Below are 26,417 nucleotides of genomic sequence, written 5' to 3'. Positions count from 1 at the left end.
AATTATAAAATTCTAAGCCAAAAAGGAAAATTTGTTGGTTTGTCGTTTCGTGTAAGTGTTTTTTATTGATGAGCATATTTATGCCATGCCTTTATTTGGATTCAAAGGATTTAAAGCACCATTTCAGTAAACTTTCAGGCTATGGTTTTTGGATATGCACGTGTGAGTACCAAGGAACAATGTTTTGACCTTGAATTGGTTTTCCTCAAGAAAGGAATCCCACAAAAGAACACTTATCCGGGCAATGGGTTGAGAGCACTAAAGAAAACAGCTTGGGCAAGCACCTGAGATATTCAAATCGGGACTATACGATTATAGTATCACAAGTATCAGCTAAATTTAACATAGATGACATAGTACATTTCATGGAATTTGTCTCTAAGTTAAATCAAAACAGATTCTATTTCGAAAACTTAAACCCCAATGCTCATGTCAAAAAAACAAGTTGATTTCGAAAGTGTCGTAAAACATATTTACATTGAGCTGAACAAGGAAGCTGATCGGGGGCAAGTAGCTTCATACATTCCAGAGTTGGAAAATGTAAATCCTAAACACTTTGGTATCCATTTAAGGCCAATTGATGATTCTTCCATAGGTATCGGTGATTTTTGCACCTCCTTTTCCATTCAAAGTATTTGTAAAGTACTCAGTTTAGCCCACGCACTGCAACTATTGGGCGCCGATCTATGGAAAAGGGTCGGTGTTGACCCAACCCATGAACCTTTTAATTTTTTATCCTTGACAGAAAAAGGGAATGGCATACCCAACAACCCCTTTATCAATGCAGGTGCTTTGGTTATCTGTGATATGTTATATTCCCAATTGGAAAATCCCGAAAAAGACTTTTTGGAGTTTGTCAGAAACTTGAGCAATGACAATTCCATTGATTATGACAAAAAGGTATATGGATCGGAAAAAACAAACGGTCATAGAAACCATGCAACTGCCAGTTTGCTGAAATCACTTAACAATTTACATAACGATGTAGAGCAAGTTTTGGATTTTTATTATTTACAATGTTCATTGCGTATGAGTTGCGAACAGTTGTCAAAATCATTTTATTTCTTGATGAACGGAGGAAAGAACATTGTTGGGAAAGAGTTTTTGAGTCCTTCCCAAACCAAACGTTTGAACGCCATCATGCTGACCTGTGGTTTTTATAATGATGTGGGCGGCTTTGCCTTCAATGTGGGCTTACCTGCTAAAAGTGGTGTGGGAGGTGGCATCATAGCGATTCATCCCAAAAAATACTGTATTGCCACATGGTCACCCGGGTTAAACCAAAAAGGAAATTCCCTTTTGGGCATAAAAGCACTGGAAATGTTCACTACGGAAACAGAGCTTTCCATCTTTTAGTTCATTTTAGAAGGAACATTTGCCAAAAACACAATGGTAATTTTACATTTTGTTTAAAAACAGTTAAGTTCGTTGTGCTGAATCAAAAAACACCCCTCCGAAAGTTTTGGAAGAAAAGATGGCATGGCAAAGTTGACCTCCAGAGAATTACGCCCTACCGAAAACACTGAGCAAGAAAATTTATGGAAACTTTTTCTGGAGGGGGACATGAACGCTTTTCGCTCCCTATACAGTACCCATTATAAAATGCTGTACAATTTTGGGAAAAAATACCTTCCTCCTACCGAAGTCGAAGATTGCATCCATGATACCTTTTTGAATATACTCCATTATAGAAACAATATAGGGGAGGTGAAAAAAGTCAAGACCTACTTGTTTAAAAGTTTTAGGAACCAGCTCTTAAAAACCAAAAAAAGCAAGCAGGTCGAATTCCATCTTACCAAAGAAATAAATATAGATAATGGCGATCCCGTTGAAAATGAAGCTATACTTAAAGAAGTAAAAAAATTGATCGAACAACTGAGTCCAAGGGAAAAGGAAATCGTATATCTGAAGTATTTCCAGAACTTCAACAATCATGAAATATCGGATCTCTTGAACATTAAATACCAAACCGTGCGAAACATTTTGGCCGGTGCTATCAAAAAACTCAGAACACTGGGCAAAGATTACATTCACTTATTATTCTTGCTGATCAAGAATTAGAGCAATTCATTTTTTCCATAGTTTATACGGTATATTGATATTTAGTATAAAAAATTAACATTAATAACGTGGTACATTTTGGAAAACACATCTCATAAAAAGTAATTGTAATAAACACTTCGCTTTTTGATGATGAAAAAAACCAATTTTTACTCGGCCATTGTTATGGCCTTTCTACTTTTTCAAAACTTCTTTGTTTTTTCTCAAAACACCTTTTTTGAAGAATACCGACCGTTTAAAACAAATATTCCTTCTCCAGAAGAGTTCTTGGGATATCCTATTGGGGATTCCCATACCCGACATGATCAAGTAGTGGCCTATTTGACCAAACTTGCCGAACTTTCGGACCGGGCCACAATGACCGAATATGGAAAGACTAATGAAGGTAGGAAACTATTTATTTTGACCATAACAAGTCCGGAAAACCATCGTAACCTATCCAATATCAAGAAAAAACATTTACAGGTTGTTGATCATAACACGGACATTACCGATTACAGTGACCTCCCTATATTTATAAACTTGGCCTATAATGTGCACGGAAATGAACCTTCTGGAACAGAAGCCGCCTTGCTCACGGCCTACACCTTAATAGCCTCCAATAATCCCAAGGTTGTTGATTACATAAATAACGCTGTCATTTTTTTAGACCCCACTATTAATCCTGATGGAAGGGATAGGCATACCAATTGGGTCAACACATTTAAAGGAAGCCCATTGGTGGCAGACAAGTTCGATATAGAGCACAACGAGGGATGGCCACAAGGAAGGACCAACCATTATTGGTTCGATCTCAACAGAGACTTACTTTTGGCGGTACAACCCGAAAGCAACGCCCGTTTGGAATGGTTTCACGAATGGTACCCAAATGTAGTGACCGATTTTCATGAAATGGGCACCAATTCCACCTTCTTTTTTGAGCCCAAGCCCCCTTCTGCCTCTCTGGAACCAGTTACACCCGATGAGAACTATACCGTTTTGACCAAGATCTTCGCCAAACAGTTTGCTGCTGACCTGGACAGTATCGGTTCCTTATATTTCACCAAAGAAAGATATGATGCTACTTATCCTGGGTATGGGTCAACATATGGTGACCTTCAGGGCTCTTTGGCCATTTTATTTGAACAGGCCAGTTCCCGTGGTCACCTTCAAGAAACACCAACGGGCAATCTTTCGTTTCCTTTTACCATCAAAAACCAATATGTAACGAGCATGGCCACCATTAAAGCGGCCTTGAATAACAAAGAACTGCTCTATGACTATCAAAACAGATTCTTTAAAGCATCGATTGAAAAGGCAAAAAAAAGCAGTACAAAAGGCTATGTCTTTGGGGATTATCAAGACAAAAACAGAACAAAAGCTTTTTTGGATCTATTGTTAAAGCATAAGGTAAGAGTTTTTGCAACCGGCAATGATGTTGAAACCAAAAAAGGGGTTTTTAAAAAAGGAACTTCTTATATAGTTCCTTCCGAACAACCACAATATCTAATGGTACAGACCCTTTTTGAAACCCACAAAAAATATAGGGATAGTGTATTTTACGATGCTTCCTCATGGTCCTTGGTCAACTTCTACAACATGAAATATAGTCCATTGTCCAAACTTCCAATGTTAGAGCAACGAATTACCAAGGAAAACAACAGGATAAAACTAGCCCCTTTAAAACAGAGTTCTTATGGATATCTCATCCCATGGGACGATTATTATTCCCCTGCAGCGTTGTATCAACTCCAAAAAAAAGGAGTGGTCGTGAAGACAGCACAACAACCATTTAGCATTATATTCGATGGAGATAAAAAATCATTCAGCAGAGGCACATTACTCATTCCGCAAAATATACAAGAGATGGAGCCTAATGTTCTTTTTAAAACCATAACCCAAATATGCACACAAACCCAAGTACAGGCATATCCGGTGGAAACTGGGTATAGCACATCGGGAATAGACCTTGGGAGCTCTAATTTTGTCACTCTCAAAAAACCAAAGGCCATGATGTTGGTAAAAGGAGGGGTTTCGGTATATGAAGCAGGTGAGGTATGGCATTTATTGGAACAACGTATGCAAATGCCCATTAGCAAAGTACCCGAAGATATTTTTTACAGAACAGATTTGAGCAAGTACAATACCATTGTTCTTGTTTCGGGAAGGTACAACAGCTTGAACGAGCAAAACCGCAACAAGTTAAAATCGTGGGTGGCCCAAGGCAATACTCTGATTACTCTTAGAACGGCAAGTTCCTGGGCCATCAGAACAAACCTGGTCAATGAGAATTTTGTTGACCTGGATGAACCTAAGGACGAAAAAACCATAGAAAGATTGAACTATGGCGAGGCTAGGGAATATCTAGGGAAAGAATATATAGGTGGTGCCATTTTTGAAGTGGATTTGGATATCACACACCCTTTGGGGTACGGTTACCACAATAGATTATTGCCAGTTTACAAAAACAACCGTATTTGGATTGCCCCAAGCAAAAATAGATTTTCCACAGTGGCACAATACACCCAAAATCCACATATTGATGGGTATATACAGGAACACTATATAGAAGACTATATGAAAAAATCGGCTTCTTTGCTTGTTGATGGAATTGAAAAAGGAAGAGTCGTCATGTTTGCTGATAACCCTAATTTTAGAGGAGCATGGTATGGCACCAATAAATTATTTCTCAATGCTATTTTCTTTGGTTCTATAATCAATGTTCCCTAATGAATCATATAGAAATGTTGTAAAAATATCGTGTTTTAAGAAATTTTAACATTTTTTCTATAGTACAAAGCACAAAATACTACTCTTAAACAAAAAAGCATCCAATGCAACATTCCATTATTACCATTGACAACCTTTTGAACAACGACAGCTTCATTGCTTGGGTCGTTTCCGACAGGGAACAACATTCGGAATATTGGAATGGAATTAAGGAAGAGCTTTCAAAGGACGTTGCCGAAACGCTTGAAAGAGCCGCAAAGATCATCGAGAAAATTAAGGCACAATATGCAGATGCAGATGAAAGCCGCATAACATCTGACTTTATACAACAGCAGTACATTAAGTTGCTCGAAGCACGCAATTCCAAAACCATTTCTTCGGAAACCAAAGTCTTAAAAATCCGGACAATCTTGAAATATGCTGCCATTTTGGTTTTATTATTGTCCATTTCTGGCATTTATTATTACTCCGAAAAAATGGATGGTGCCTTCGAAAACCATTTGATTTCCACGACATACAACAGCAAGGATATTCTTATAGAAACACCCGGCCATAAATTTTTTGTAATTGATGATAGCACAAAGAACAACTGGTTGGCCGACAATGGAATTTTTGTAAGTGTAACCAATAAACAAATAAAATTTGTGGCCAGTGACAATGCAAAAGGAAGTTCCGACGAACCCTTTAAAGTTTACACCCCAAATGACAAACATTATCATGTTATCCTTACGGATGGAACAAACATTGAGCTCAATGGAAATAGTATATTGACATTTGGCTTATCCGAAGAATCCAACAAAAGAAATGTTGCGCTTATTGGAGAGGCATTTTTTGATGTGGCCCGAAACGAGCATGCTCCGTTCTTGGTAAAATCATCCGACTTGAGCGTTAAAGTGTTGGGGACCGAGTTCAATATATCCAACTATCCCGAAAATGGCTATACCAGTACAACCTTGATCGAAGGTTCGGTGGAAGTCAGCAATGCTTATAACAAAAGTGTGGTCATCAAACCCGGCAATCAGGCGCGGTTGTACAAGGGCAGTGAAAACATTGAAGTTAAAAACGTTGATGTTCAGGAAGTAGTGGCCTGGACTTCTGGAAGAATGATCTTCAACGATGAAAAATTTGTGGATCTTATCCCAAAACTCAACCGTTGGTACGGAGTAAACTTTATCCTTTCCGATGAAGAACTGAGCAATGTCCGTTTTACCGGGACCCTGAAAAAAGAGAACGACCTCACTCATTTTTTACAGATGCTCAAATACACCGAGGGAATCAACTATGAAATTTCAAACAACGAAGTAAAACTATTTATTAACCAATAATTTTAAAAACACAATGCGAGCATCAATAAACTAACTACAGGTATACTCGAATAATTCAACCTAACTTTTTTTAAGTAAAACTAACTCAACATGTACAAATACTTATTAAAGAAGTTCTCAAAAGGAACTCTCTACACGGTATTAATGCTCTTTTTTTACCTAATGCCCACCAATATGACCACGGCCGGCATTATATTACAAGAAGAAACTTTGAGCATTGATCAAAAAGTCTCCATAGAGGATCTTTTCACTTTAATTTCCAATAAAACATCGTACGATTTCTTTTTTAACAGCGGTCTACAAGATCTGGGAACCGTCATAGACCTAAAAGTTGAAAACGCTACGGTCAAGGAAGTCCTCAACAAAGCACTGAACGGGCTTCCGTTGGAATATTCCATTAAAGGAAACGACATCCTGATTCGAAAAAAAACTATAGGAGCAAATGCACAGGGCAAGAAAAATGTATCGGGAAAAGTCAATGATGAAAACGACAATCCCTTGCCCTATGTAAGTGTCATTATTAAAGGAACCGACACAGGAACGGTAACGGATTTTGATGGAAAGTTCAACATCAATGTAGCATCCTCGGACGTTCTTGAGTTCTCCTATATGGGGTATGAGGATAAAATCGTGAATGTGGGTGACCGTACCTATTTTGATGTAAATCTGGTTCCACAGTTCAACGTACTGGATGAAGTAATCGTAGCGGGCGTGGCGACCGGTACCGAGCGAAAAAAGATGTCGGTAAGTGTAGCAAAATTGAATACCGATGAGATAAGCAAAGTTCCGCAAGCATCCATATCATCCTCCCTACAGGCCAAAGTTGCCGGGGTAAGCGTTACCTCTTTCAGTGGTTCGCCCGGGTCCAGCCCAAACATTGTACTAAGGGGATCCACAAATCTAACAGGCAACAATGGTCCTATGATTCTGGTGGACGGAATTATTCTTCAAGGTTCGTTGGCAGACATCAATGTGGACGATATAGAATCCATGGAAGTCGTAAAAGGTGCCGCTGCATCTTCCTTATACGGATCAAGGGCTGCAAATGGGGTCATCGTGATTACTTCCAAACGGGGCAAGAAAATTGCGGATGGCAAAACTTCCATTACCGTAAGGAGTGAAACTGGTTTTCAACGCGTGGCCAATTATTTGGATCTATCCAATTCCCACCACTATATGCTTTCCCCGGATTGGCTCTCCTCAGAAACTTTCACAAAATACTACTTTGTGGACTATCCCAGCGATTATGTTTCCGGATGGGACCCGCGTATCCAAGGCAACCGCGTGGAAAAGGAAGACCACTACCAAGATATGCCCTACAGGGTGGACAATAACCTACAAGAACAAATGTTCAACGATGGGCAATATTCCACCAATTATATAGGGATTGGACATAGAATAAACAATACAAATCTATACCTGTCCTATGAAAACAACCAAAACCAGGGTATCGTAATAGAGACCGGGGGATACAAAAGGAACAGTATCCGGGCAAATATCGACCACGCCATATCGGACAACATCAAACTATCCGCCAGCAACAACTTTATCCGAACTTCAAATGACTTTTTAGGTGGAGGTACAGCTGCATTTTTTGAAGTATTGATGAGCGATCCGGATGTGGATTTACTAAGCAATAATGTGGACGGCCAGAAATATAACTTCTATCCCAACCATTGGAATACCCAGTTTGCAAATCCTTTGTACGACTTATGGAAAAAAGAGAGCAAATCCAGAAAAACAAGGTTTTTGGGTTCTTATGAAATCGATTGGAAATTTTCCGATTGGTTGAGCTTTAAAGGGGCATACGCCATAGAATCACAAGATTATAGAAGTACGGACTATGTTCCCAAAGGTACGATCGTAGATCTTTCCCCAAACCTGATGGACCCCAACGACCCCACAAGTATAGATTATGGTAACCCTATTGAACCACAATATTCCGATGGAGGACTTACAAAATATACCTCGAACATTTTTAACCAAACCGTAAGGGCGACCATCAACTTTAAAAAAACATGGGGAGAGCTGGATTTTAATGGCAAATTGAGCTATTTGTACGAGAAAAACCACTTCGAGAATGTTTCCACGGAGGGTTCCGAATTTACCTTGCCAGACCTACCTTCCTTAAACTATTTTACGCGTGACAATATTTATGCCGATGATTCCAATACCGATATCAAAGCTGAAAACTATTTTGCCATAGCGTCCTTTGTATATAAGGATAGATATATTGTTGATGGACTATATAGAAGGGATGGTTCCTCGCTTTTTGGTTCCAATGAAAGATGGCAAAACTATTATCGTGTATCGGGGGCTTACCGGCTTTCAAAGGATATAACTCTACCGGGCATACAGGAATTCAAGTTAAGGGCAGCGTACGGTACCTCAGGATTACGTCCAGCCTTTTCAGCTCAGTACGAGACGTTCAATGCGAACGATGGTACCTTTACCAAAAGTACTTTGGGAAATGCCAATTTAAAGCCTTCCCGATCCAATGAACTTGAACTCGGGATAGAAACTTCATTTTTGAACCGGTTTAGATTTGAAGCCACCTACTCCAATACCAAGGTGACAGATCAGTACTTACAGTCCCCGTTACCATCACATGCAGGAGGTTTTCCCTATCAATGGGTGAATGCAGGTGAGTTGGAGACCAACACTTTTGAAGCTTCCCTCAACTCCACCATCTTTTCCACAGATGATTTTTCTTGGGACATCAATCTTGTTTTTGACAGGACACGTCAAAAAATCACCAAACTCGACATTCCGGAATATAGGACCGGCCCAAGAAATGCTTTTAAGATTCGTGAAGGAGAAACGTACGGAAGTATGTATGGAGTAGATATTGTCAGGAGTTTAGAGCAGATGCAAACCCAATTGCCTGAAGGGGATGAAATCAGTGAATATAGCATCAACCGAGATGGACTGGTCGTGAAAACCGCCGATATTGGCACCGCCGAGGAGAAGCCTTATGTCATCCTGGATGAGACAGGTGCCGAAAAAGAATTGAAGATCGGGGATATCAACCCTGATTTTAGATTGGGACTCAACACCAACCTACGATACAAAGGATGGTCGCTCTATATGCTCTGGCAATGGAAACAGGGAGGCGATCTTTATAACGGGACCGCCCAGTATTTGGTAAGGGACAATCGACATGCCATGATCGATCAATTGCACACCGCGCCCGAAAACAAGAAAACAGTGGATTACTATCAAGTTTTGTATGATGCGCAGGCACTCAACGGCTTCTGGGTGGAAGATGCCTCATTCGTGAAACTAAAGGAAGCCGCGATCTATTTCCAGATCAATAAAGAAGATTTGGGCAAAGCGGGAAATCTGTTCGATTATGTTAAAATAGGGGCTTTGGGAAGAAACCTCCTCACGTTCACCAAATATTCCGGCTATGATCCAGAGGCTGGATACGACGGTTTCCTCTTCGACAATTTCGGGTATCCAAATTTTAGAAACTATACACTTTCCGTTGAATTCAAACTATAAGAACCATGAAAAATTCAATACAAAAAAATATACGCTTTCTTATGTTTTTCATACTACTTACGGCGTGTGAAGATTTGGAAGTGGAAAACATCAATAACCCTGATAGAGAATCCGTACTGACAGAGACGGATGGGGTAAGGGGGCTTGCTGCAGGCCTTTTCAATACCTGGTTTATCCAAGAGCAACATAATTTTGGGTCACCTGGCCCTGCCATGTGGGTCATGGCAGATTGGGGTACGGTAAACTTTGCTAATTATGGGACGCTGGATATGAGCCAAGAACCCAGGGTCTTTTTGGATAATAGTAGTTCGTATGCCTACCATCCATTTATTCGCAATTATTGGAGATATATGTACGGTGTAGTGACCACGGCCAATGATGTGGCCCTAGCCATAGATAATGGACTCGAAATCGGAGATAGGGGCAGCGAAACCATGATGGTAAAAGGAATGGCCCATTTTATGCAAGGTCTTGGCAACGGCTATATTGGTTTAGTTTTTGACAAAGGTTATCCATCGGATGAATATACCGATTATGAGAGCATAGAGGCCTCTGGGTATATGACATCTATTGAAATGGCTATTGGCCAATTGGAAAAGGCCATAACCATATTCGACAATACCAGTTTTACTCTGCCCGATGATTGGATTAATGGAAATTCCTTTTCCAATGAAGATATGTCCAGATTGGCACATTCTTTTATCGCTCGTTTATTGGTCTATGCCCCTCGAAATGAAGAACAGAGCAATGCAATAAGTTGGGAGAAGGTTTTATACCATGCTGAAAGAGGCATTCTGGAGGATTTTACCGTTGAGGGGGACGGAAATGGAGGCGACAGAAAATGGATGTCATGGTACAAATACTACATGGCCCGTCCAAATTGGGGAAAGGTAGATATGAGGATTGTACACATGATGGACGAGACCATTCCTGCAAATTGGCCTGAAGATGGTGATGTGAGCGATCTTCCCCATGAAGGAAAAATCATTTCCAATGACGCTAGGGTGCTCACTGATTTTGAATACAACACATCCAATAATAGATCGGAAAGAGGAAAATATAGATGGTCCACATATCGCTATTCACGTTTGGATGGCTATATCAATGCCAATTTCTTTGCACCTGTTGTAATGATGCGAAAGGCAGAAATTGACCTCTTCAAGGCAGAAGCCTTGCTCCGATTGGGTCGTCTGCAGGAAGCCGCCAATACCATCAATGCGGGTACAAGGGTCCAGAGAGGAGGATTGTCCGCCATTCAACCAAATGAAACAGAGATTATGGAAAGCATAACTTACGAAAGAGCAATAGAATTGCCCTTGACCGGTATGGGCATTCAATACTTTGACATGCGTCGAAACGGACAACTGCAGGATGGCTCCCTTTTACACTTTCCCATACCTGCACAGCAATTAGAGATTATGCAGGAGCCTTTTTACACTTTTGGAGGGATAAACCCCCAGTATGGAACCCCCAATGAAGATGTTGCCACAGATGGATGGTATAGACCATAAAAAACTAAAATAATCCAATAAAAAAACCAAAATGAAGACTCTTAAATACCTATTGTCAATAACTATAGTGGCCCTAATGGCTCAAATGAATATTTCATGCTCAGAGGACAATGAACCTGTATATCCGGGAACCATTATTCAAATAGATACGGTTTTCGTAAAAGGTGTAAACATAACTTACCCCACATTTACCGGTTCCAATACCAGAGACGACAGATTTTATGCATTCAGTGGGAGTAGTTCGGATGATTTAAGTTCTTTGTCCGGTGAAGAATGGACCTACGAAACATGGATCAAGGTGGACCCAGAAGCTTCGATTGGAGATAAAAATGCCAATGCGGGAAAGGATACCAATGGAGCATGTATCATGGAGCGAGGTCGAATTTTTGAACTATATCTCATCGAAGATGAAAATGCCGACTTCGCCATCAAATACAATCGTCTCAACAGCGATAACGAAGCAGTAGGTACCATGCAGTCCGATCAGTCCAGTGTTAATCTAAAATTTAACGAGTGGGCTCATGTGGCTATAAGCCGCTCCGCCTCGGACAATACCTCTAAATTTTATATCAACGGTGTTTTGGTGGACTCAAGTACCGATGATTTATGGATCCAACCTGTCAACGATACTTGGCTGGACTTCAACTATATGTATCGAGGTGGTGAGGTCAATTTTTTTAAAGGCTCTTTTGATAACATAAGGGTTTCGTACACGGATCGATATCCAACAGCCTTTACCCCGAATCAATATGAGCGTTTTGCGGTAGACAGTAACACATTGCTTCAAATGGATCTTGATAACAACCTCACTCCCTTTGATCCTGTTAACAACTTTGACAAAGTGGATATAAAAGGCGTGTACTCTTATTACATCCAAGTGGTCAACACAGTAACATGGACGAGCGAAGATTCTGTACTGCCTACCGGTGATTAATACATTTGTTCTCAAAAACAGCTTGCGGTTAGGGGCAATTCAGTTATTCTGTTGCCCCGGTCAAGCTAACAAAAACACAGGTTATATGAGTACCAGGGCCAAAATATTGAAATTCGTTTTATTCCTTCTTATAAACATATCCTTTGCTTACTCCCAGGATAAAGGAAATGCACAAGACACAGCATTCATCTTTTATTCCAAGTTGATGGGAACTGAACAACAGATTAAAAATTTCTATATCCTAAATGGAGATGATAGGGTGGAGACCTATGTTTTTAATTTTCAAAAGGGCGGGTATGTATTAGTGGAATCATCCAAAAATCAAAATCGTATCACCGCTTTTTCTGAAAAAGGTGAATATCTTTTAAAGAACAAGGCTCCTATTCCATTGATGATAAACGGGTCAATTGAAAAACACTCCCAACAGTCACAAAAAATCGATCTACCTTCTTCCAAAACAGGACTCACCAATAAAAACATGTCACCTTTCCTAACCGATGTATGGGGAGGGGTGAATTGTGTCGATGATAAAGGAAATACGGTATATCCCTCCAATTATTATACGCCAGACCATGCTTCTCCAGGATGTGTGGCCATATCCATGGGACAAATAATGCATCATTACAAGTGGCCTAAAACGGGTGTCGGAAACAATACCTATTCCGACAACTATAATGGAGAACTGAGAAGACATTCAGCTTTTTTTGATGGAACCACGTATGATTGGGATAACATGCTGGATGAATACATGGGCAAATCATCAACGGATATAGAGCAAAAAGCAGTGGGGACCTTAATGTATCACACCGGAGTCGCTCTACAAATGGACTATGAACCTTCTGGCTCTACCTCGAACATTAAGAACACGCCTTTTGTTTACAAAAACTTCTTTCGTTTTTCCGGGCATTACCAAGATGTAGATTGGCCGGAATTCTGGGCGCTCCTTTACGAAAATATTCAACAGGGAAGGCCTGTTCCCGTAGCTGTGGATGCCAGTCGCACAGGTGACGGCCATGTCTTTGTGGTCAATGGCTATCAAGAAGTGGATGGAGTACCGTTTTACCACCTGAATTGGGGGTGGTACAACGATAACAATATAAATGGTTGGTACAATATCCAAGGATGGACATCTGAATCACCGGGCTACAATACCATAACAGGGGCCGTCTTTGATTTACTGCCCAATCCCGAGATAACCCAAGTAGAAGAAAGCGGGGATGGAAATGAATTGACTGTAAAATGGGAGGTAAGCTCTGGGCTGCAATGGGATGCTTTTACCTTGGAACAAAGGATAGACAATGGTGCATGGGAAGAGACTGCCACGGATATAGGTACTACATCTTTTACCATCGCCAATATACAGGGCCATGTGTATCAATTTAGGGTAAAAGCAAGGGTGAACGGACAATATTATGATGATTCTTGGTCAGAAATCATGGTTCATTCCATAGATCAAAATTATAAAGGGTACGTTTCTTTTGGAGGAAATCAATATGTCTATGCGAGGCAAACACCCGAAAACAGTCTCGATTTTTCCAACGATTATACATTTGAGGCCTGGATACGATTAAAGGAAAACAATACAGATGGCAATGTAATTTTGGACCAAGAAGATGTATTCTCATTTGATGTTGTAAATGTATCAGCTTCGGATTATGCCGTAAGGTTTAAATCCTATTCCGATAGCAATGAACTTTCTTCCTCTGCAGAAGGTATCACCATTCCTTTTGACACATGGGCACATATAGCAGTGTCCAATACCGAAAATATTACCCGATTGTTCATTAATGGAGTATTGGCCGATGAACATCAAGGTGGAGGTTTTGAGCTCAATGCATCCAACAATGCCCTTAACATAGCCGAAAAATATCATGGTGGCTATTCCTCATGGCTTGTTGGGGATATGGACCAACTCCGAATTTCAACAACAGGAAGATATCAGAGTGGTTTTATTCCGAATAAGTACGTTCCTTTTGAGGTGGACGACCAGACTTTGGCATACTTTATTTTTCAAGATGTTCATAGGGTGCGCTTAAAGGATGAGGCCCATACCCTTAGTGTTATCATTAAAAATGAACCGGGCCAGGCAGAATGGAATTTTGAAACTTTTGTTGCCCCTCCAGGGGACATGGATGGTGATGGTGTTCCCGATGACCTTGACCAATGTCCTGGCACTCCAGAGGGAAGTACAGTGGATATCTATGGCTGTGATACTTTTCACTTACCCGTCAATAACTTTTCTATTAGGACAACAGGAACATCCTGCGAAGGCTCAGCCAACGGCTCCGTCAGCATTACGGCATTGGAAACTCTTGATTACGAAGTTTCCTTCACAGGAGACGGAATGAACGAAACAGATGTTTTTTCCAATGAAATTTCTTTTAAGGGTTTGACTTCGGGAAACTATCAAATTTGTATAAATCCAACAGAATTTCCTTCCTACAGCCAATGTTTTGATATAACAGTTTCCGAACCTGAGTCACTAAATGTACAGGCAAAAACCGGATTGCAGCAAAAGGAAGTGAATTTGGCCCTGTCCGGTGGAAATATATATTACATCCAATTGAACGGTACTTTGTACACAACAACCCAGAGTTCCATTGATTTACCTTTGACAAAAGGGATAAACACATTAAAAGTTTCTACTGATAAAAATTGCCAAGGGGAATATTCCGAAGTTATCAATATCGGGGGCGATATTCTTGTCTATCCCAATCCGGTTTCGAACGGTATGATTCATTTGGTAATGGATAATCTTTTGGATAAACAAGTAGAGGTAAGTCTGCTCTCGTACTCTGGAAGCCAAGTAATGTATCTAAGTGCCAAGCCAATAAATGGCCAAGTAGATATTAATGTAAACGCATTGGCCAAGGGAACCTATATCCTTTACGTCAAAGCGAAGAATAAGTCTTATAGCCATAAGTTCATTAAAAACTGATTTCAATGCTCAAATACCTAACATTACTAATTGGCCTTTTTATCTTATTGGTTTCCTGTAGCGGTGGGGACGGAGAAAGTGAAGTTCCCGATCCGGTCATAGAAAATCCAGAAGCCGCTACCTTGGTATTTCCCTACGAGAATGAGGTCTGCCTTGAGGGCAACATCCTTTCTGAATTGGAAAGTGAGGTCACATTTGAATGGAATTCTTCTGACCATACAGACAGCTATACTCTTCACATTAAAAATTTGATAATTGGACAGACACAAACATTGAACACCAATGGTGTTTCCATTACTGCAAAACTCCAAAGGAATACCCCCTATTCCTGGCAGATAGAATCAAAAGCCGACGGGGTATCCGAGACAGCATGGAGTCCCCTTTGGAAATTTTACAATGCAGGGGAGGGGACAGAAACGTATGCTCCTTTTCCGGCCGAGGCCATCAATCCCAAAACCGGGGCCAATATAGACACTTCATCCGATTTGTTGACACTGTCCTGGAATGGAAATGACCTAGATGGCGATTTGATGGAATTTGATGTTTATTTTGATACCGTGACCCCTCCTGTCCATTTTGAAAATACTGTTGCCGAGAGTTCACTAAATGTTTCCATTTCTTCTGGCAATGGCACGATTTACTATTGGAAAATTGTAAGCCGTGATACTGAAAACAATACTTCGCATTCCGAAATCTTCCAATTTAAAGTGAACTAAAACCTAAAGAATGTGCCATGGTACACCAGAATACGAGTTAAATAACCAATCCTTTACCTATTATGAAAGCTAAACTATTTTTTCTTGCCCTCATTTTTATTGTTCCCTTCTGTGCACAGTCACAGATTAACAAAAATGAACTGTTTGAATACACCAATGGCTTCATTGAGATTCAGCAACTGAACAAAACAACGAATCTAGAACCTGCAGGGATACAGGAACTGCGTAACACCAATAACACACTTCTTGCCTATGTGGTGAGCTTGAAACCCAAAGGATTTGTTGTTTTTGCCCCTTCCAAAGACTTCTATCCTGTCATTTCTTTTTCAGATGAGTCCAATTTTCACTTTCAAGATTCACCGGATAATACACTGCTTGGTTTAATAAAAGGGGACATGGAAAATAGCATGGCATCCATGAACCGAAAATCAAATAAGGAACTTAGTAAAGAAAAGCTCAAAAACCGACTGGCCTGGGAACGATTAACGACTAAGAAGACCGTGGGCAAATCTCCGGACACTTATAGTGTTAGCACGTCAAGCCTTGTTCAGCACGGAAAGATACTGTCGAGTGTATGGGGAGGTGTCAATTGTTACGATCAGAACAGTTTGCCTGTTTATGTTGGTAATTATTATACGCCCAACCACTATTCCCCCGGTTGTGTGGCCACTTCCCTCAGCATGATTCTCCACTATTACGAGTGGCCAGAAACAGGAGTGGGTTCCCATACTAACTATGATAATCAGGGGAGTTCCCAAACCAGTTGGACCGCAAATTTTGGCAATGCCCAGTATGACTATGCAAACATGTTGGACGAATACATGTACCAACCCTCTTCCTTGGCCCAACAAAAAGCAATGGGATATATTTCATTCCATACCGCCACCGCATTGGACATGGATTATGAAGCGAGTGGATCCACAAGTCATATCAACCGGATTCCGGATGCAGCCGATTCCTATTTTAGATTTTCTGGTCATTATCAAACTCCCAGTTGGGCTAGTTTTTGGGACAGATTGAGGGAAAACATCGAAAACGAACATCCCGTACCTTTGGCCATATATGCCACAAACGGATCAGGGCATGCACCGGTATGTGATGGTTACCGTTATAATGAAGGAGACCCCGAAAGTGAGTATTATTATCACTTGAACATGGGCTGGTGGGGTACCAATAATGCTTGGTACAGGCTACAGAATTCCTTCAATGCAGGAGGTTATACCAGCGTTACGGGAGCTGTCTTTGATCTTCTTCCGGATCCAGTATTCACAGAGACTACATCATCAGGTCAAAAAACCTTTACACTGAACTGGAAAACCAGTAATCAATTAAATTGGGATGCTTTTGAGCTTCAAGAAAGTGTAAATGGAGGAAGCTTTACCACATTGGACAACAATATCACTTCCACCTCATATACTAGGACCGTAAGTTCTGGTGGGACATACACATACAGGGTAAGGGCGAAAACTGATGGAAATTATTATTTGAACAGTTATTCCGTAACCAAGGATGTTGAGGTCCCTTATGATATTACTTTTCTTGATTTTGATGGAAATGATTCCTTTTTTGTCTATGATAATTCCAACAATGACTTTGATGTTTCCAGCACATATACAATTGAAACTTGGGTGAAAGTAGATAGTAAGACGAGTAATACTTATCCGGTAATTATGGATAGAAAAACGGTTTTTTCCCTCTTTTTAATAGACGATACTAATGGGGATTATGCCATTAAATTTGCGGCAAGGGATGCTTCGGGCAATATTATTGCCAGTGTACAGTCCGATGCCTCTTCTGTGAACCTCACTTTTGATGAATGGGTCCATGTGGCGGTTACTAGAAGCGGCAATACGACCAAGCTATATTTGAACGGACAATTGACCGATACCTCTAACGATTCGGGCTTTGCCCTGACCGCATCAACAAATGCCTTGAACATTGGAGCTAGGTATTGGAATGGATACGAACGATATATTGATGGGAAAATAGACAAAATTAGGATTTCTGATATTGAACGGTTCAACACTAATTTTACACCAGATATTTTAGAAACCTATGTGGCCGACGCAAATACGAGAATATTGCTCGCCATGGATGAGGGAGCAGGGACAGATTTAACAGATGATGCAGGGAATTTCAATACCGTAACATTACGAAGCTCACCTAACCAACCCAATTGGATGTTCGAGGATTTTAACCAAATTGCTAGCAAACAGGCACTAACCATTAATGATGCCTCTCCATTGAAATTGCCTGAAAATGAAGATGTTTCAATGTCGATGGTGCAATACCCGAATCCTACTCAAAACCAAATCACATATATGATAGAGTCAGCTGTTGAACAAGAAAGTGAAATCGTAATTTATAATACTTCCGGAAGTATCGTTAAGCGTCAAAAGTCCAGTCTTATTTCTGGTAATAATTCATTGACCGTTGATATTTCATCATTGAGAGTAGGAATTTATTATACTAGAATACAGACTGCCGATACAACTTACAAATCGACTTTTATCAAAAAATAACAAGTTCTTCATATTATGAAATATGGGTGTTTTTAAAAAAAAGGATCAATAGTCAAGCTTTACTGTTTATAGTTAAATTTGACATCTACGAAGTTGGATTGCCTAAAGTGGTCTGTAATTCGGTTAATGAAAAAAGCATAGACAAAGAAATCTTAATGAAATCAAGGGTTGTGAGTAGAGGTTGGAATCCCTCGGCATCTCAGGATGGTCCTGTTGATATCGCCCACACTATGGAAGGTGTTGTCGCGTAAAGGGGGAGAACCTTGGTGTAGACAATGCGCACCGCGTTCTCCTCGATGGACTTGTCCTTCGGCTCGTAGCTGTTGCTCTTGGTAACGACGGACTTCAGGTTGTCGGTCACTAGGGTTCGGGGGACCCCGCCATAGAACCACAGTGCGTTCTCGATACATTGAATAAAGTCCTCTAGTTTTTGGCTTTTACAGGCCTCCTTGTAAGTATAATGGCTGATGCCCAGTAAGCGTAGGTATCCTTTGAGTTTATGAACCCTCGCATATTCATCCGTTATATGGAGCTTTTTGATCGTAAAACTGGTAAAGAACTTGTCTCTAGCCTGATAGCACAGTGCTTCACAGGGGAAGTCTCCTTGGTCCAACCACGGCACCAATACCTAAACTGGGAGAGCTTGAACCCGTTCGTACGCTTTGCATAATACTCTTCCTAGAGCAACCGGTGCGACCCCCCCCCATTATGTGGAGTTCCTTGTCCAATTAGGGAATGAACTGCTATTAGGTGCGTGGGCTTATGGTCCGTCTTGAAGAGCATCTGAACCTCCTCTAGGCTCATCACCTAGACCTGGCCATGTGCCGACCTGTAACATTTCAAGCACTCGATGTACTTGGCCACAGTTTTTCGGGAGATGCTAAGTTCATTGCTGATTTGTCGCTTACTGGCCCCCCTCGCCGTACAATTTGTAAATCCTTTTGCCCTTCGCATACCTATCCATTTGTTCGCCATGGTCTTTTTTACAAAAGAAGCCATCGCAACGCTCAAATAGAATCGATTTTGTTCGTGGCTCACTTTGATCCGCCAAAGGTGGTATACTATGCCCGTTTTTTTGCATACAGGATAAGAAATGAATCATTTTCAAGAGTGGAATGGGACACCTTAATTTACATTAAGCCCACAAATCTATTCAAGTAACATGTCGTTATCTGGACTTAGTTTTTAATTAATTGTTATGAATAACTTCCCTTTCTTTTAAAAAATTCTATGGAAGCCGACCAAGTCATTGACCTAAGTTGAGACTGAATTACTGGTTTACCTCTTGATCGAGGTGATGGATGGAAACTCCTGACATTGTATAATAACTTGGCTGGGTAAAATGAAGTTGTTACCCGGCCCGCCCAACATGTTATGCCTATGTTTTTGACCTGACTCCCATTTCTTTCGAATTTTCCGTTCTTGATTCCCTTGCCCAAGCCGTCCGTGCTTCCTTTTGATGGCAAAACAACAACCTCCAGCCTTGTGGGCGGCATAAAGCCGCTACGCTTTTTATACGCCCTTGTACAAGCCTGGAGGTTGTACCTCGATCAGCAACAAAAAGGATACGTGACGGCACTATGGGAAGTAAATCATTTAAAACAATAACGATGAAATCATACGAAAACAATAAAACGGGAGCACTTCAAAAGTTAAAAAGAAACAAAAAGGAAAACGCTCTGGATATAATAAGTAAATCAGTTTTCAACGCCCTGACGGATAGGGCTTCATATAATTCTAATCTTTAAATTTTTTAATCATGAGTACATTGAGAAACAAAGTCCAATTGATCGGGAATATCGGTAACGATCCCAAAATCTCCATTTTAGAGAGCGGTAGCAAAACGGTACGTTTTGCCTTGGCCACCAATGAGTATTACAAAAACGCCAAAGGGGAAAAGGTACAGTCCACCCAATGGCACAACGTGGTCGCCTGGGACAAAAGGGCGGAGGTCATCGAACAGTATGCCCACAAGGGCAAGGAAATCGCCATCGAGGGCAAACTGGTATCCCGAAGCTATACCAATGACATGGACGTCAAGGTCTATGTGACCGAAATCGTGGCCACCGAAATCTTGCTGCTGGGAGGCAAGGAAAGCGATGGAGATAAGCAAACGCCAAAGGGCAAAGATCCCAAAGCCAAGAAGCCCAAAACGGAAAAAACAGCCTAATGGCGTCAAACCTTAAAATGGAAGAGGGCGTACACCGTGGAAAGTCTCGCCCTCTTTTTTCATCATAACCCTTTAAAAGAAATTACAATGGGAACACAAGTTAATGAAATCAGCATACGCTACAAAGAACGCATACCAGCCCCCTTTTGGAAACAGATAAAATGCTCCAAGGATGCCACGGAACTGCTCTTCCAAACATGGAACAAAGATACCATCGCCGTACATGAATCCTTTAAGATCGTCCTGCTCAATAACAGTAACAAGGTCAAAGGCATCTATCAAATATCGCAGGGCGGAATCACAGGAACCTTGGTGGATCTGCGAATCCTCTTTGCCGTAGTGCTCAAGACCCTTTCCGTTGGGATTCTGCTCGCGCACAACCATCCCAGTGGAAAACTGCAGGCCAGCCAACCAGACAAGGATATCACCCAAAAAATCCAACGGGCCGCACAGCTCTTCGATGTCAAGGTCCTTGACCATATCATCCTAGCCCCCGACGGGAAATACTACAGTTTTGCCGATCAAGGCGTTTTGTAACCGAAGGGAGGTACACCTCAATTTCAGTAAAGGGAACTATATAGGTTCCCTTTTTATTTGAAGATATACAGCCCATCGGCGATTTTCTTGCATTTTTTCCAAAACCAAACTTTTCAACGTCTTAAAATTCCCATTTAGTGGTATTGTGGATGTCAAGGCCTATACCTTGGGATAGGTATGGCGCTTTCCCCGTGTGCGTGGGAAAACGGAATAGCAAGAGGGTAACACGCTGCGCGATGTTTCAACAAGCCTCTTGTTTTTAAAATACTGTAATACAGTGGTTTAAAAAATTATTTTAACTGAGATAATATTTGAAGTAGTGGTTTTTAGAGTAAAAAGGCGTTCAGCCCAATAAAACCAATGAATTTTTAAAGTAAAAATGGACAACGGATACGAAAAAGAACAATTTACCACTATCAGTTTTAAGGTATCGGTTGCGGATAAATTTCGAGTGTTCAGCAAGAAAATGGGTGCGTCCAATTCCATGACCTTACTTATGATGCTGGACTTTTTTGAGACAAATAACCTGTCCCCAAAAGAGTCAATTGGTCCAACTGTCCATACGCTTGAAAACCTCATTAAAAAACGGGTAAGTGCGGTCATTGCCATTCTAAGGGATATGGAAAAAAGTCAGACACGTCCCACCGTGGCCATGATGCAATCGTTGTTTCAGGAAGCAGAACCCAAAAACAAACCGCTGTTGGTCGAAAAGAACCGTGTTGAGGAAAAGAAAGTGAGATTTCAGGAAAAGAGAGACAATGACAATCAAATATAGGACAGCATGTACATAACCATTACACCGCAAAAGTTAGGCGGCTCATATTCACAGAGTGTCGCTGATTACGTAGACTATCTAGAAAAAGAAAATCAGGGTTTGGAACAACAGAACATGGAACATTTTTTCAATCAATATGGAGATGAGATATCAACCAAAGAAGTGGTCAAGGAAATTGATGGCAACACGGCAAAACTGAAAAAGACCGAACCCAAATATTATTCCGTAACCATAAGCCCGAGCAAATATGAACTCAAACAATTACAAAACAGCAGCAGCGATTTAAAAGCCTATACCCGCGAGGTGATGAAGGATTATGTGGCATCGTTCCATAGAGAAATCAATGGCAGACCCATTACCATTGATGATATAAAATACTATGCGAAGATTGAACACCAACGAAAGTTCAAGGGAACAGATTTTCAGGTAAAAGAGAACCAACCTTATGCCACCAAAATACTTCAGTTGAAGCAAGACATCCGAAGAATTGAAACAAGCAAAATGGATGGCGACATTTTAAAATTGAAATACAAAATCAGTCAACTGGAAAAAGAAGCTCCCCACAGGCAAAACGGAAAGCGGATAGTACAAGGCATGAAAAAAGAGGGTAACCAAAGCCATATCCATATCATTGTAAGCCGAAAGGATGCTTCCAATTCCGTGAGCTTGTCCCCTGGGAGCAAATACAAAGCTTCGGAAGTGGTCATGAACGGGAAAAATGTCAAAAGAGGTTTTGATAGGGATACGTTTTTTGCCAAGGCTGAAAAGACCTTTGACAAGCAATTCGGGTACAAACGGAACTATGCGGAAACCTATCAGGCTAAAAAGGATTTTATCAAAAATCCAAAACGCTATTTTTCGGTATTAATGGGATTACCTGCCAACGAAAAGGTAGCAGCTTTTAAAATCTTGGGCAAATCGGGAGTGCCCATGATGAACATTCCGACCAATAAGGCACAATTGGCCATTAGAGCTTTTAAAAGACTGAAAAGAGGGGTTGACGTTGCCCTAAAATCAAGCTCCATTGGTGTATGAACTGGTCATTGGCACATATCATTCTATATCTAGTAGTTCCGGTGGTATCCATATCCACTGTACTGTATGTGTTCCTGTACGGTGACCAAAATGATAGGGCAGATAAAAAATACCGGGTTCGCTTCAAGGTCAAATCGGGCAAGCTCAGGATTGACAATATCAAGCGTGGCGTATCCATAATAGGTTCGGCAGGGAGTGGAAAAACGGAAAGTGTGGTCTATAACTTTCTAAGACATTTCAGCAATCATGGATTCTGCGGTGTGATTCACGATTATAAACATTTTGAACTGACAGAGATTGCCTGTCCCTTGTTCAAAATTGCCAATATCCCATTTTACATTGTTTCGTTTGATACCATTTTTCATAGGGTAAATCCCATTGCTCCCCGTTATATGGAAAATGAGGAAAATGTCAATGAAGTGTCGAGGGTATTGATTGAAAACTTATTGGAGCAAAAAGAATCGGGCAATACAGGGACCACCAAGTTTTTTACCGATGCCGCAGAGGGTTTGGTCAGTGGATTGATTTGGAAACTTAAAACATCGTACCCTCAATACTGTACCTTGCCCCATTTAATTGCCATTTATCAACTTTTGGATACCGATAGCCTGATTGTTTTTTTGGAAAGTAACGTAACGGCAAGGGCCATGGCAGATGCCTTTATCAGCGGTAAGGATTCCGATAGACAGACCGCAGGGGTGAAAAGCACTCTGGCCAATGCCTTTAAAAAGATAAGTACACAACGTATTTTTATGGCATTATCGGCAGATGAAGTGCCTTTGGGTATCAATAGCCAGGAAAAACCAGGTGTTATCTCTGTAGTGAACAATCCCAAATACGAATCGGCTTATTCTCCCATTATAGCTACTATAGTCCATACGATAACCAAACAAATGAGTGTGCGAAATGCAAAGCCTTCATTTTTGATGATGGAAGAAGCACCTACCATTCGGTTATTGAACATGCACCGAATCCCGGCCACTTTACGAAGCTATGACATCGCTACGGTCTATGTCATGCAGGACAAAATCCAAAATGATATGATGTATGGAGATAAGGCCAGTAAGGCGATATTAAGCAATCTATCCTATCAGTTCTTTGGTAAGGTGAACGACCCCGACACCGCTAAATACTATGAACGTTTTTTTGAGCTCATAAAGCAGCCTACCAAAAGTATCAGTAAAAGTAGTGGGCTCAGTTTTGAAAGGCGAATCACCAAAGGGGAAAAAGAAGTTTCCAAACGTAGGGCAGATATTTTCTTCAGATTGAAACAGGGAGAGTTCATTGCATTCGCTGATGGTAAGGACAAAAAGATTCGGTTTAGGCTGCCGAATATTGAAAAAGCACTTCCGGAACAAAAGAAACTGTATTCAAATGAAGAGCTGCAGGAGAATTTTGAAAGGGTTTACAGGGAAGTACGCCAGATTTTTAAAAATTCAAATTGATAATTTGCTCGATAATCGAGATTTAAATGCTCCAAGGCTTGCCTTGAAATCAAAATTGGTTTTCAACGAATGCCTCTTTGACTTCCTCCGAGGTGTTTATTTTTATTAAATGATTGAATCAGAAGGCTTTATTTGTATAGGTAAGACTTGATCCGACACATCTATTTAGGGTTAAACTAACGTATCAATATTGCCAGATTAAGCCTTACCTATTAAAGCTTAGTATTTATTTGATTTTCTTAAATTTTTAAATTGCTTGACCATTTTTCCGAAATTTTTGTCCTTTTTGCGTTTTTCAGCAACAGTCGATTCAAAATGTTCTTTTTCCCGTTTCATTTTCAGATAGTTTTCATAGGACATTTCATCCACTTCTCCACTTTCAACAGCTGCCATAACAGCACAACCAATTTCCATGGTATGGGTGCAATCGTTGAATTTACAGTTTTTAGATAGCCCAACTATTTTGTCAAAGGTCTTTTCCAGTCCTTCGGCTGAATCTGCAATGCCCACTTCCCGTATTCCAGGATTGTCTATAATGATTCCACCGTTCTCAAGAACTATCAGTTCCCGGTGACTTGTAACATGCCGCCCTTTGTTCGTACTTGAACTAATGGTATTTGTTTTCATCAGTTGTTTGCCTAAAAGGTTGTTTAGAAGACTTGATTTTCCTACTCCCGATGAGCCCAATAAACAGTAAGTTTTACCTTTTAGTATATACTCTTTTAGTCTTTCAATCCCCTTTTTGGACGCATTGCTTATGGCAATTACCGGTACTTCCTTCAGCCTTTCTTGAACTTGGGACATCAAATCACTTAAAACGGAATCGTCTATCAAGTCAATTTTATTGAGAACGATAATCGGTTGTACATTGGATGTATTGCAGATTGTCAGATATCTTTCTATTCGATTGATATTAAAATCCCTATCAACAGCCTGAACGATAAAAGCAAAGTCAATATTGGTCGCTATGATTTGTTTTTCCCCTTGTTTGCCAACTGCTTGTCTTTCAATGATGGTCTTTCGATGGAAAATGGAATGGATAAGGACTTTACCATCATCATACTCGGAAACTGCGACCCAATCTCCCACAGCAGGAAAATCTTCACGGGTATTTGCGGTATATCTTAAATTTCCTGTGATTTCTGCATCGAACTCCCCTTTTTCTGTTTTAATAATATATCTTTCCTTATGCTCTGAAATAACCCTTCCGATTTCAAAGCCTTCTAGATTATGTTGGATTCTCATTTTTTCTATTCTGTCGTTATATCCGAAATGTTCTAATTTCATGTTCTGTGTATTTTAAATATTGTAAGCACTTACGGTATTCATGATTATTGAATACTAAAGCGTTCACAATTGATGTGTCTATTTGTAAAATGTAAGTAAGCGGAAATGCTTCAGGGGATTACCTGAAGTAAAGGATGGTGATAGTCAAAGAAGTTGACTATCTATTTTACAATCTCAGAATAAGATATTACAGATGTAATAGACATAAAACTTAATTGGAATACAAAATTAAAAAAATTCTCTTATAAAGTTCTAATTCATGCATAGTATTGGTTTGCCAATATCTGTATTCGAATAAAGAGCTAAGGAAGGATTTTGAAAAGGTTTATAAAGAAGCAAATTTGTAATATCTGAGATACAGTTAGTTATATTGCACAACCTGTGCATTATTAATTTTGTATCTTTGCATTAGAAATGAAGCAGATTTTCCATAAAATATTATCAGTTTTAATGGCTTTTGTAGTGTTGTTTACTACAATGTCTTTTACAATTGATATGCATTATTGTGGGGATTCTTTAGTAGATTTTTCGGTATTTACCAAAGCGGAAAGTTGTGGTATGGAAAAAGAACAACTAATAAAAAGTTGTGAAAATCCTGAAATGACCGAAAAAGATTGTTGCACCGACCAAAAGATAGTCAAGGAAGGAAAGGAAGACCTTAAGACCTCTTTCAACAAACTTACATTTGAGCAACAGACATTTGTTGCTTCATTCTTTTACACTTATATCAATCTTTTTGAGGGACTTGACGAAAACATCGTTCCTTTCAAAGACTACTCGCCCCCTTTCGTCGAACGGGACATCCAAATACTCTACGAGACGTATTTAATTTGATTTTTAGACAGTAAACTTTTCGCCCTGCTGTATTTCCGTTTTGGGCACGTTTTGTTGTGTTCGTTTTTCGGAATAACGTCAAAACCAACTTTTGTATAACTGTCTAATTATCAT

19 protein-coding genes are annotated in these 26,417 nt (G+C 40.3%); 18 read left to right on the top strand and 1 reads right to left on the bottom strand.

Translation table 11 applies throughout. From position 1 onward, the window contains the following. Positions 1–141: 141 nt before the first annotated feature. The 17 genes from MWU56_RS07340 (at position 142) to MWU56_RS07260 (ending at position 24,182) form a co-directional block, all read left to right on the top strand. On the top strand, positions 142–288 hold the full coding sequence (locus tag MWU56_RS07340; RefSeq protein WP_247043356.1) for a hypothetical protein: 147 nt from the start codon (positions 142–144) through the stop codon (positions 286–288). A 141-nt stretch (positions 289–429) separates the two neighbouring features. Further along, the gene (locus tag MWU56_RS07335; RefSeq protein WP_247043354.1) at positions 430–1,356 is read left to right on the top strand and encodes a glutaminase; all 927 of its coding nucleotides are present in this window, start codon (positions 430–432) and stop codon (positions 1,354–1,356) included. A 123-nt stretch (positions 1,357–1,479) separates the two neighbouring features. After that, entirely contained in the window at positions 1,480–2,061 is a 582-nt protein-coding gene (locus tag MWU56_RS07330; protein ID WP_247043351.1) for an RNA polymerase sigma factor, read from the top strand. Positions 2,062–2,190: 129 nt separating this feature from the next. Further along, positions 2,191–4,770 carry a M14 family zinc carboxypeptidase gene (locus MWU56_RS07325; protein ID WP_317236519.1) on the top strand — a complete coding sequence of 860 codons (2,580 nt, stop codon included), beginning with the start codon at positions 2,191–2,193 and terminating at the stop codon, positions 4,768–4,770. Between the two features lie 104 nt (positions 4,771–4,874). After that, positions 4,875–6,095: a FecR family protein gene (locus MWU56_RS07320; protein WP_247043349.1), complete on the top strand. Its 1,221-nt coding sequence runs from the start codon at positions 4,875–4,877 to the stop codon at positions 6,093–6,095. Between the two features lie 90 nt (positions 6,096–6,185). Next, complete coding sequence (locus MWU56_RS07315; protein WP_247043347.1) at positions 6,186–9,599, top strand: SusC/RagA family TonB-linked outer membrane protein; 3,414 nt, start codon at positions 6,186–6,188, stop codon at positions 9,597–9,599. 5 nt (positions 9,600–9,604) lie between these two features. Next, positions 9,605–11,110, top strand: a complete 1,506-nt coding sequence (locus MWU56_RS07310; protein WP_247043345.1) for a RagB/SusD family nutrient uptake outer membrane protein — start codon at positions 9,605–9,607, stop codon at positions 11,108–11,110. Between the two features lie 31 nt (positions 11,111–11,141). Further along, positions 11,142–12,044: a LamG domain-containing protein gene (locus MWU56_RS07305; protein ID WP_247043343.1), complete on the top strand. Its 903-nt coding sequence runs from the start codon at positions 11,142–11,144 to the stop codon at positions 12,042–12,044. 85 nt (positions 12,045–12,129) lie between these two features. Next, complete coding sequence (locus tag MWU56_RS07300) at positions 12,130–14,982, top strand: C10 family peptidase (RefSeq protein WP_247043341.1); 2,853 nt, start codon at positions 12,130–12,132, stop codon at positions 14,980–14,982. Positions 14,983–14,987: 5 nt separating this feature from the next. Beyond that, positions 14,988–15,698 carry a hypothetical protein gene (locus MWU56_RS07295; protein ID WP_247043339.1) on the top strand — a complete coding sequence of 237 codons (711 nt, stop codon included), beginning with the start codon at positions 14,988–14,990 and terminating at the stop codon, positions 15,696–15,698. A 62-nt stretch (positions 15,699–15,760) separates the two neighbouring features. After that, positions 15,761–18,220, top strand: coding sequence for a C10 family peptidase (locus MWU56_RS07290; protein WP_247043337.1), 2,460 nt, complete (start codon positions 15,761–15,763; stop codon positions 18,218–18,220). Between the two features lie 1,610 nt (positions 18,221–19,830). Next, complete coding sequence (locus MWU56_RS07285) at positions 19,831–19,968, top strand: hypothetical protein (protein ID WP_247043335.1); 138 nt, start codon at positions 19,831–19,833, stop codon at positions 19,966–19,968. 11 nt (positions 19,969–19,979) lie between these two features. Continuing rightward, positions 19,980–20,390 carry a single-stranded DNA-binding protein gene (locus MWU56_RS07280; RefSeq protein ID WP_247043333.1) on the top strand — a complete coding sequence of 137 codons (411 nt, stop codon included), beginning with the start codon at positions 19,980–19,982 and terminating at the stop codon, positions 20,388–20,390. Positions 20,391–20,477: 87 nt separating this feature from the next. After that, a complete protein-coding gene (locus MWU56_RS07275; RefSeq protein ID WP_247043332.1) occupies positions 20,478–20,927 on the top strand; it encodes a JAB domain-containing protein in 450 nt (149 codons plus the stop codon). A 379-nt stretch (positions 20,928–21,306) separates the two neighbouring features. Next, on the top strand, positions 21,307–21,702 hold the full coding sequence (locus MWU56_RS07270; RefSeq protein ID WP_247043331.1) for a BfmA/BtgA family mobilization protein: 396 nt from the start codon (positions 21,307–21,309) through the stop codon (positions 21,700–21,702). Positions 21,703–21,708: 6 nt separating this feature from the next. Next, positions 21,709–22,737 carry a MobB family relaxase gene (gene mobB, locus MWU56_RS07265; protein WP_247043330.1) on the top strand — a complete coding sequence of 343 codons (1,029 nt, stop codon included), beginning with the start codon at positions 21,709–21,711 and terminating at the stop codon, positions 22,735–22,737. Next, positions 22,734–24,182 (top strand): type IV secretory system conjugative DNA transfer family protein, encoded by a 1,449-nt coding sequence (locus MWU56_RS07260; protein ID WP_247043329.1) that lies wholly within the window; start codon positions 22,734–22,736, stop codon positions 24,180–24,182. The genes mobB and MWU56_RS07260 overlap by 4 nt, the downstream gene beginning before the upstream one ends. Positions 24,183–24,401: 219 nt before the next feature. On the opposite strand, the gene rsgA is transcribed toward MWU56_RS07260, so the two are convergent. Continuing rightward, positions 24,402–25,469 carry a ribosome small subunit-dependent GTPase A gene (gene rsgA / locus MWU56_RS07255; protein ID WP_247043328.1) on the bottom strand — a complete coding sequence of 356 codons (1,068 nt, stop codon included), beginning with the start codon at positions 25,467–25,469 and terminating at the stop codon, positions 24,402–24,404. Between the two features lie 414 nt (positions 25,470–25,883). Between rsgA and MWU56_RS07250 the strand changes: the two genes are divergently transcribed. Then, positions 25,884–26,303 (top strand): HYC_CC_PP family protein, encoded by a 420-nt coding sequence (locus MWU56_RS07250; RefSeq protein ID WP_247043327.1) that lies wholly within the window; start codon positions 25,884–25,886, stop codon positions 26,301–26,303. The last annotated feature ends 114 nt before the right edge of the window (positions 26,304–26,417 follow it).

Source organism: Allomuricauda sp. F6463D (assembly GCF_023015965.1).
In the GTDB taxonomy this organism is placed as follows: Bacteria; Bacteroidota; Bacteroidia; order Flavobacteriales; family Flavobacteriaceae; genus Flagellimonas.
The sequence above is the reverse complement of the archived record's forward strand: the minus strand, read 5'-3'. Positions and strand labels throughout refer to the sequence as shown.

What these genes read in the sequence shown, in the direction of transcription:
- MWU56_RS07320 (WP_247043349.1), top strand. Translation starts at nt 4,875, where the DNA reads ATGCAACATTCCATTATTACCATTGACAACCTTTTGAACAACGACAGC.
- MWU56_RS07260 (WP_247043329.1), top strand. Translation starts at nt 22,734, where the DNA reads ATGAACTGGTCATTGGCACATATCATTCTATATCTAGTAGTTCCGGTG.
- MWU56_RS07315 (WP_247043347.1), top strand. Translation starts at nt 6,186, where the DNA reads ATGTACAAATACTTATTAAAGAAGTTCTCAAAAGGAACTCTCTACACG.
- MWU56_RS07275 (WP_247043332.1), top strand. Translation starts at nt 20,478, where the DNA reads ATGGGAACACAAGTTAATGAAATCAGCATACGCTACAAAGAACGCATA.
- MWU56_RS07330 (WP_247043351.1), top strand. Translation starts at nt 1,480, where the DNA reads ATGGCAAAGTTGACCTCCAGAGAATTACGCCCTACCGAAAACACTGAG.
- MWU56_RS07250 (WP_247043327.1), top strand. Translation starts at nt 25,884, where the DNA reads ATGAAGCAGATTTTCCATAAAATATTATCAGTTTTAATGGCTTTTGTA.
- MWU56_RS07295 (WP_247043339.1), top strand. Translation starts at nt 14,988, where the DNA reads ATGCTCAAATACCTAACATTACTAATTGGCCTTTTTATCTTATTGGTT.
- MWU56_RS07340 (WP_247043356.1), top strand. Translation starts at nt 142, where the DNA reads ATGGTTTTTGGATATGCACGTGTGAGTACCAAGGAACAATGTTTTGAC.
- MWU56_RS07310 (WP_247043345.1), top strand. Translation starts at nt 9,605, where the DNA reads ATGAAAAATTCAATACAAAAAAATATACGCTTTCTTATGTTTTTCATA.
- MWU56_RS07290 (WP_247043337.1), top strand. Translation starts at nt 15,761, where the DNA reads ATGAAAGCTAAACTATTTTTTCTTGCCCTCATTTTTATTGTTCCCTTC.
- rsgA (WP_247043328.1), bottom strand. Translation starts at nt 25,469, where the DNA reads ATGAAATTAGAACATTTCGGATATAACGACAGAATAGAAAAAATGAGA.
- MWU56_RS07335 (WP_247043354.1), top strand. Translation starts at nt 430, where the DNA reads ATGTCAAAAAAACAAGTTGATTTCGAAAGTGTCGTAAAACATATTTAC.
- MWU56_RS07325 (WP_317236519.1), top strand. Translation starts at nt 2,191, where the DNA reads ATGATGAAAAAAACCAATTTTTACTCGGCCATTGTTATGGCCTTTCTA.
- MWU56_RS07285 (WP_247043335.1), top strand. Translation starts at nt 19,831, where the DNA reads ATGAAATCATACGAAAACAATAAAACGGGAGCACTTCAAAAGTTAAAA.
- MWU56_RS07280 (WP_247043333.1), top strand. Translation starts at nt 19,980, where the DNA reads ATGAGTACATTGAGAAACAAAGTCCAATTGATCGGGAATATCGGTAAC.
- MWU56_RS07270 (WP_247043331.1), top strand. Translation starts at nt 21,307, where the DNA reads ATGGACAACGGATACGAAAAAGAACAATTTACCACTATCAGTTTTAAG.
- MWU56_RS07305 (WP_247043343.1), top strand. Translation starts at nt 11,142, where the DNA reads ATGAAGACTCTTAAATACCTATTGTCAATAACTATAGTGGCCCTAATG.
- mobB (WP_247043330.1), top strand. Translation starts at nt 21,709, where the DNA reads ATGTACATAACCATTACACCGCAAAAGTTAGGCGGCTCATATTCACAG.
- MWU56_RS07300 (WP_247043341.1), top strand. Translation starts at nt 12,130, where the DNA reads ATGAGTACCAGGGCCAAAATATTGAAATTCGTTTTATTCCTTCTTATA.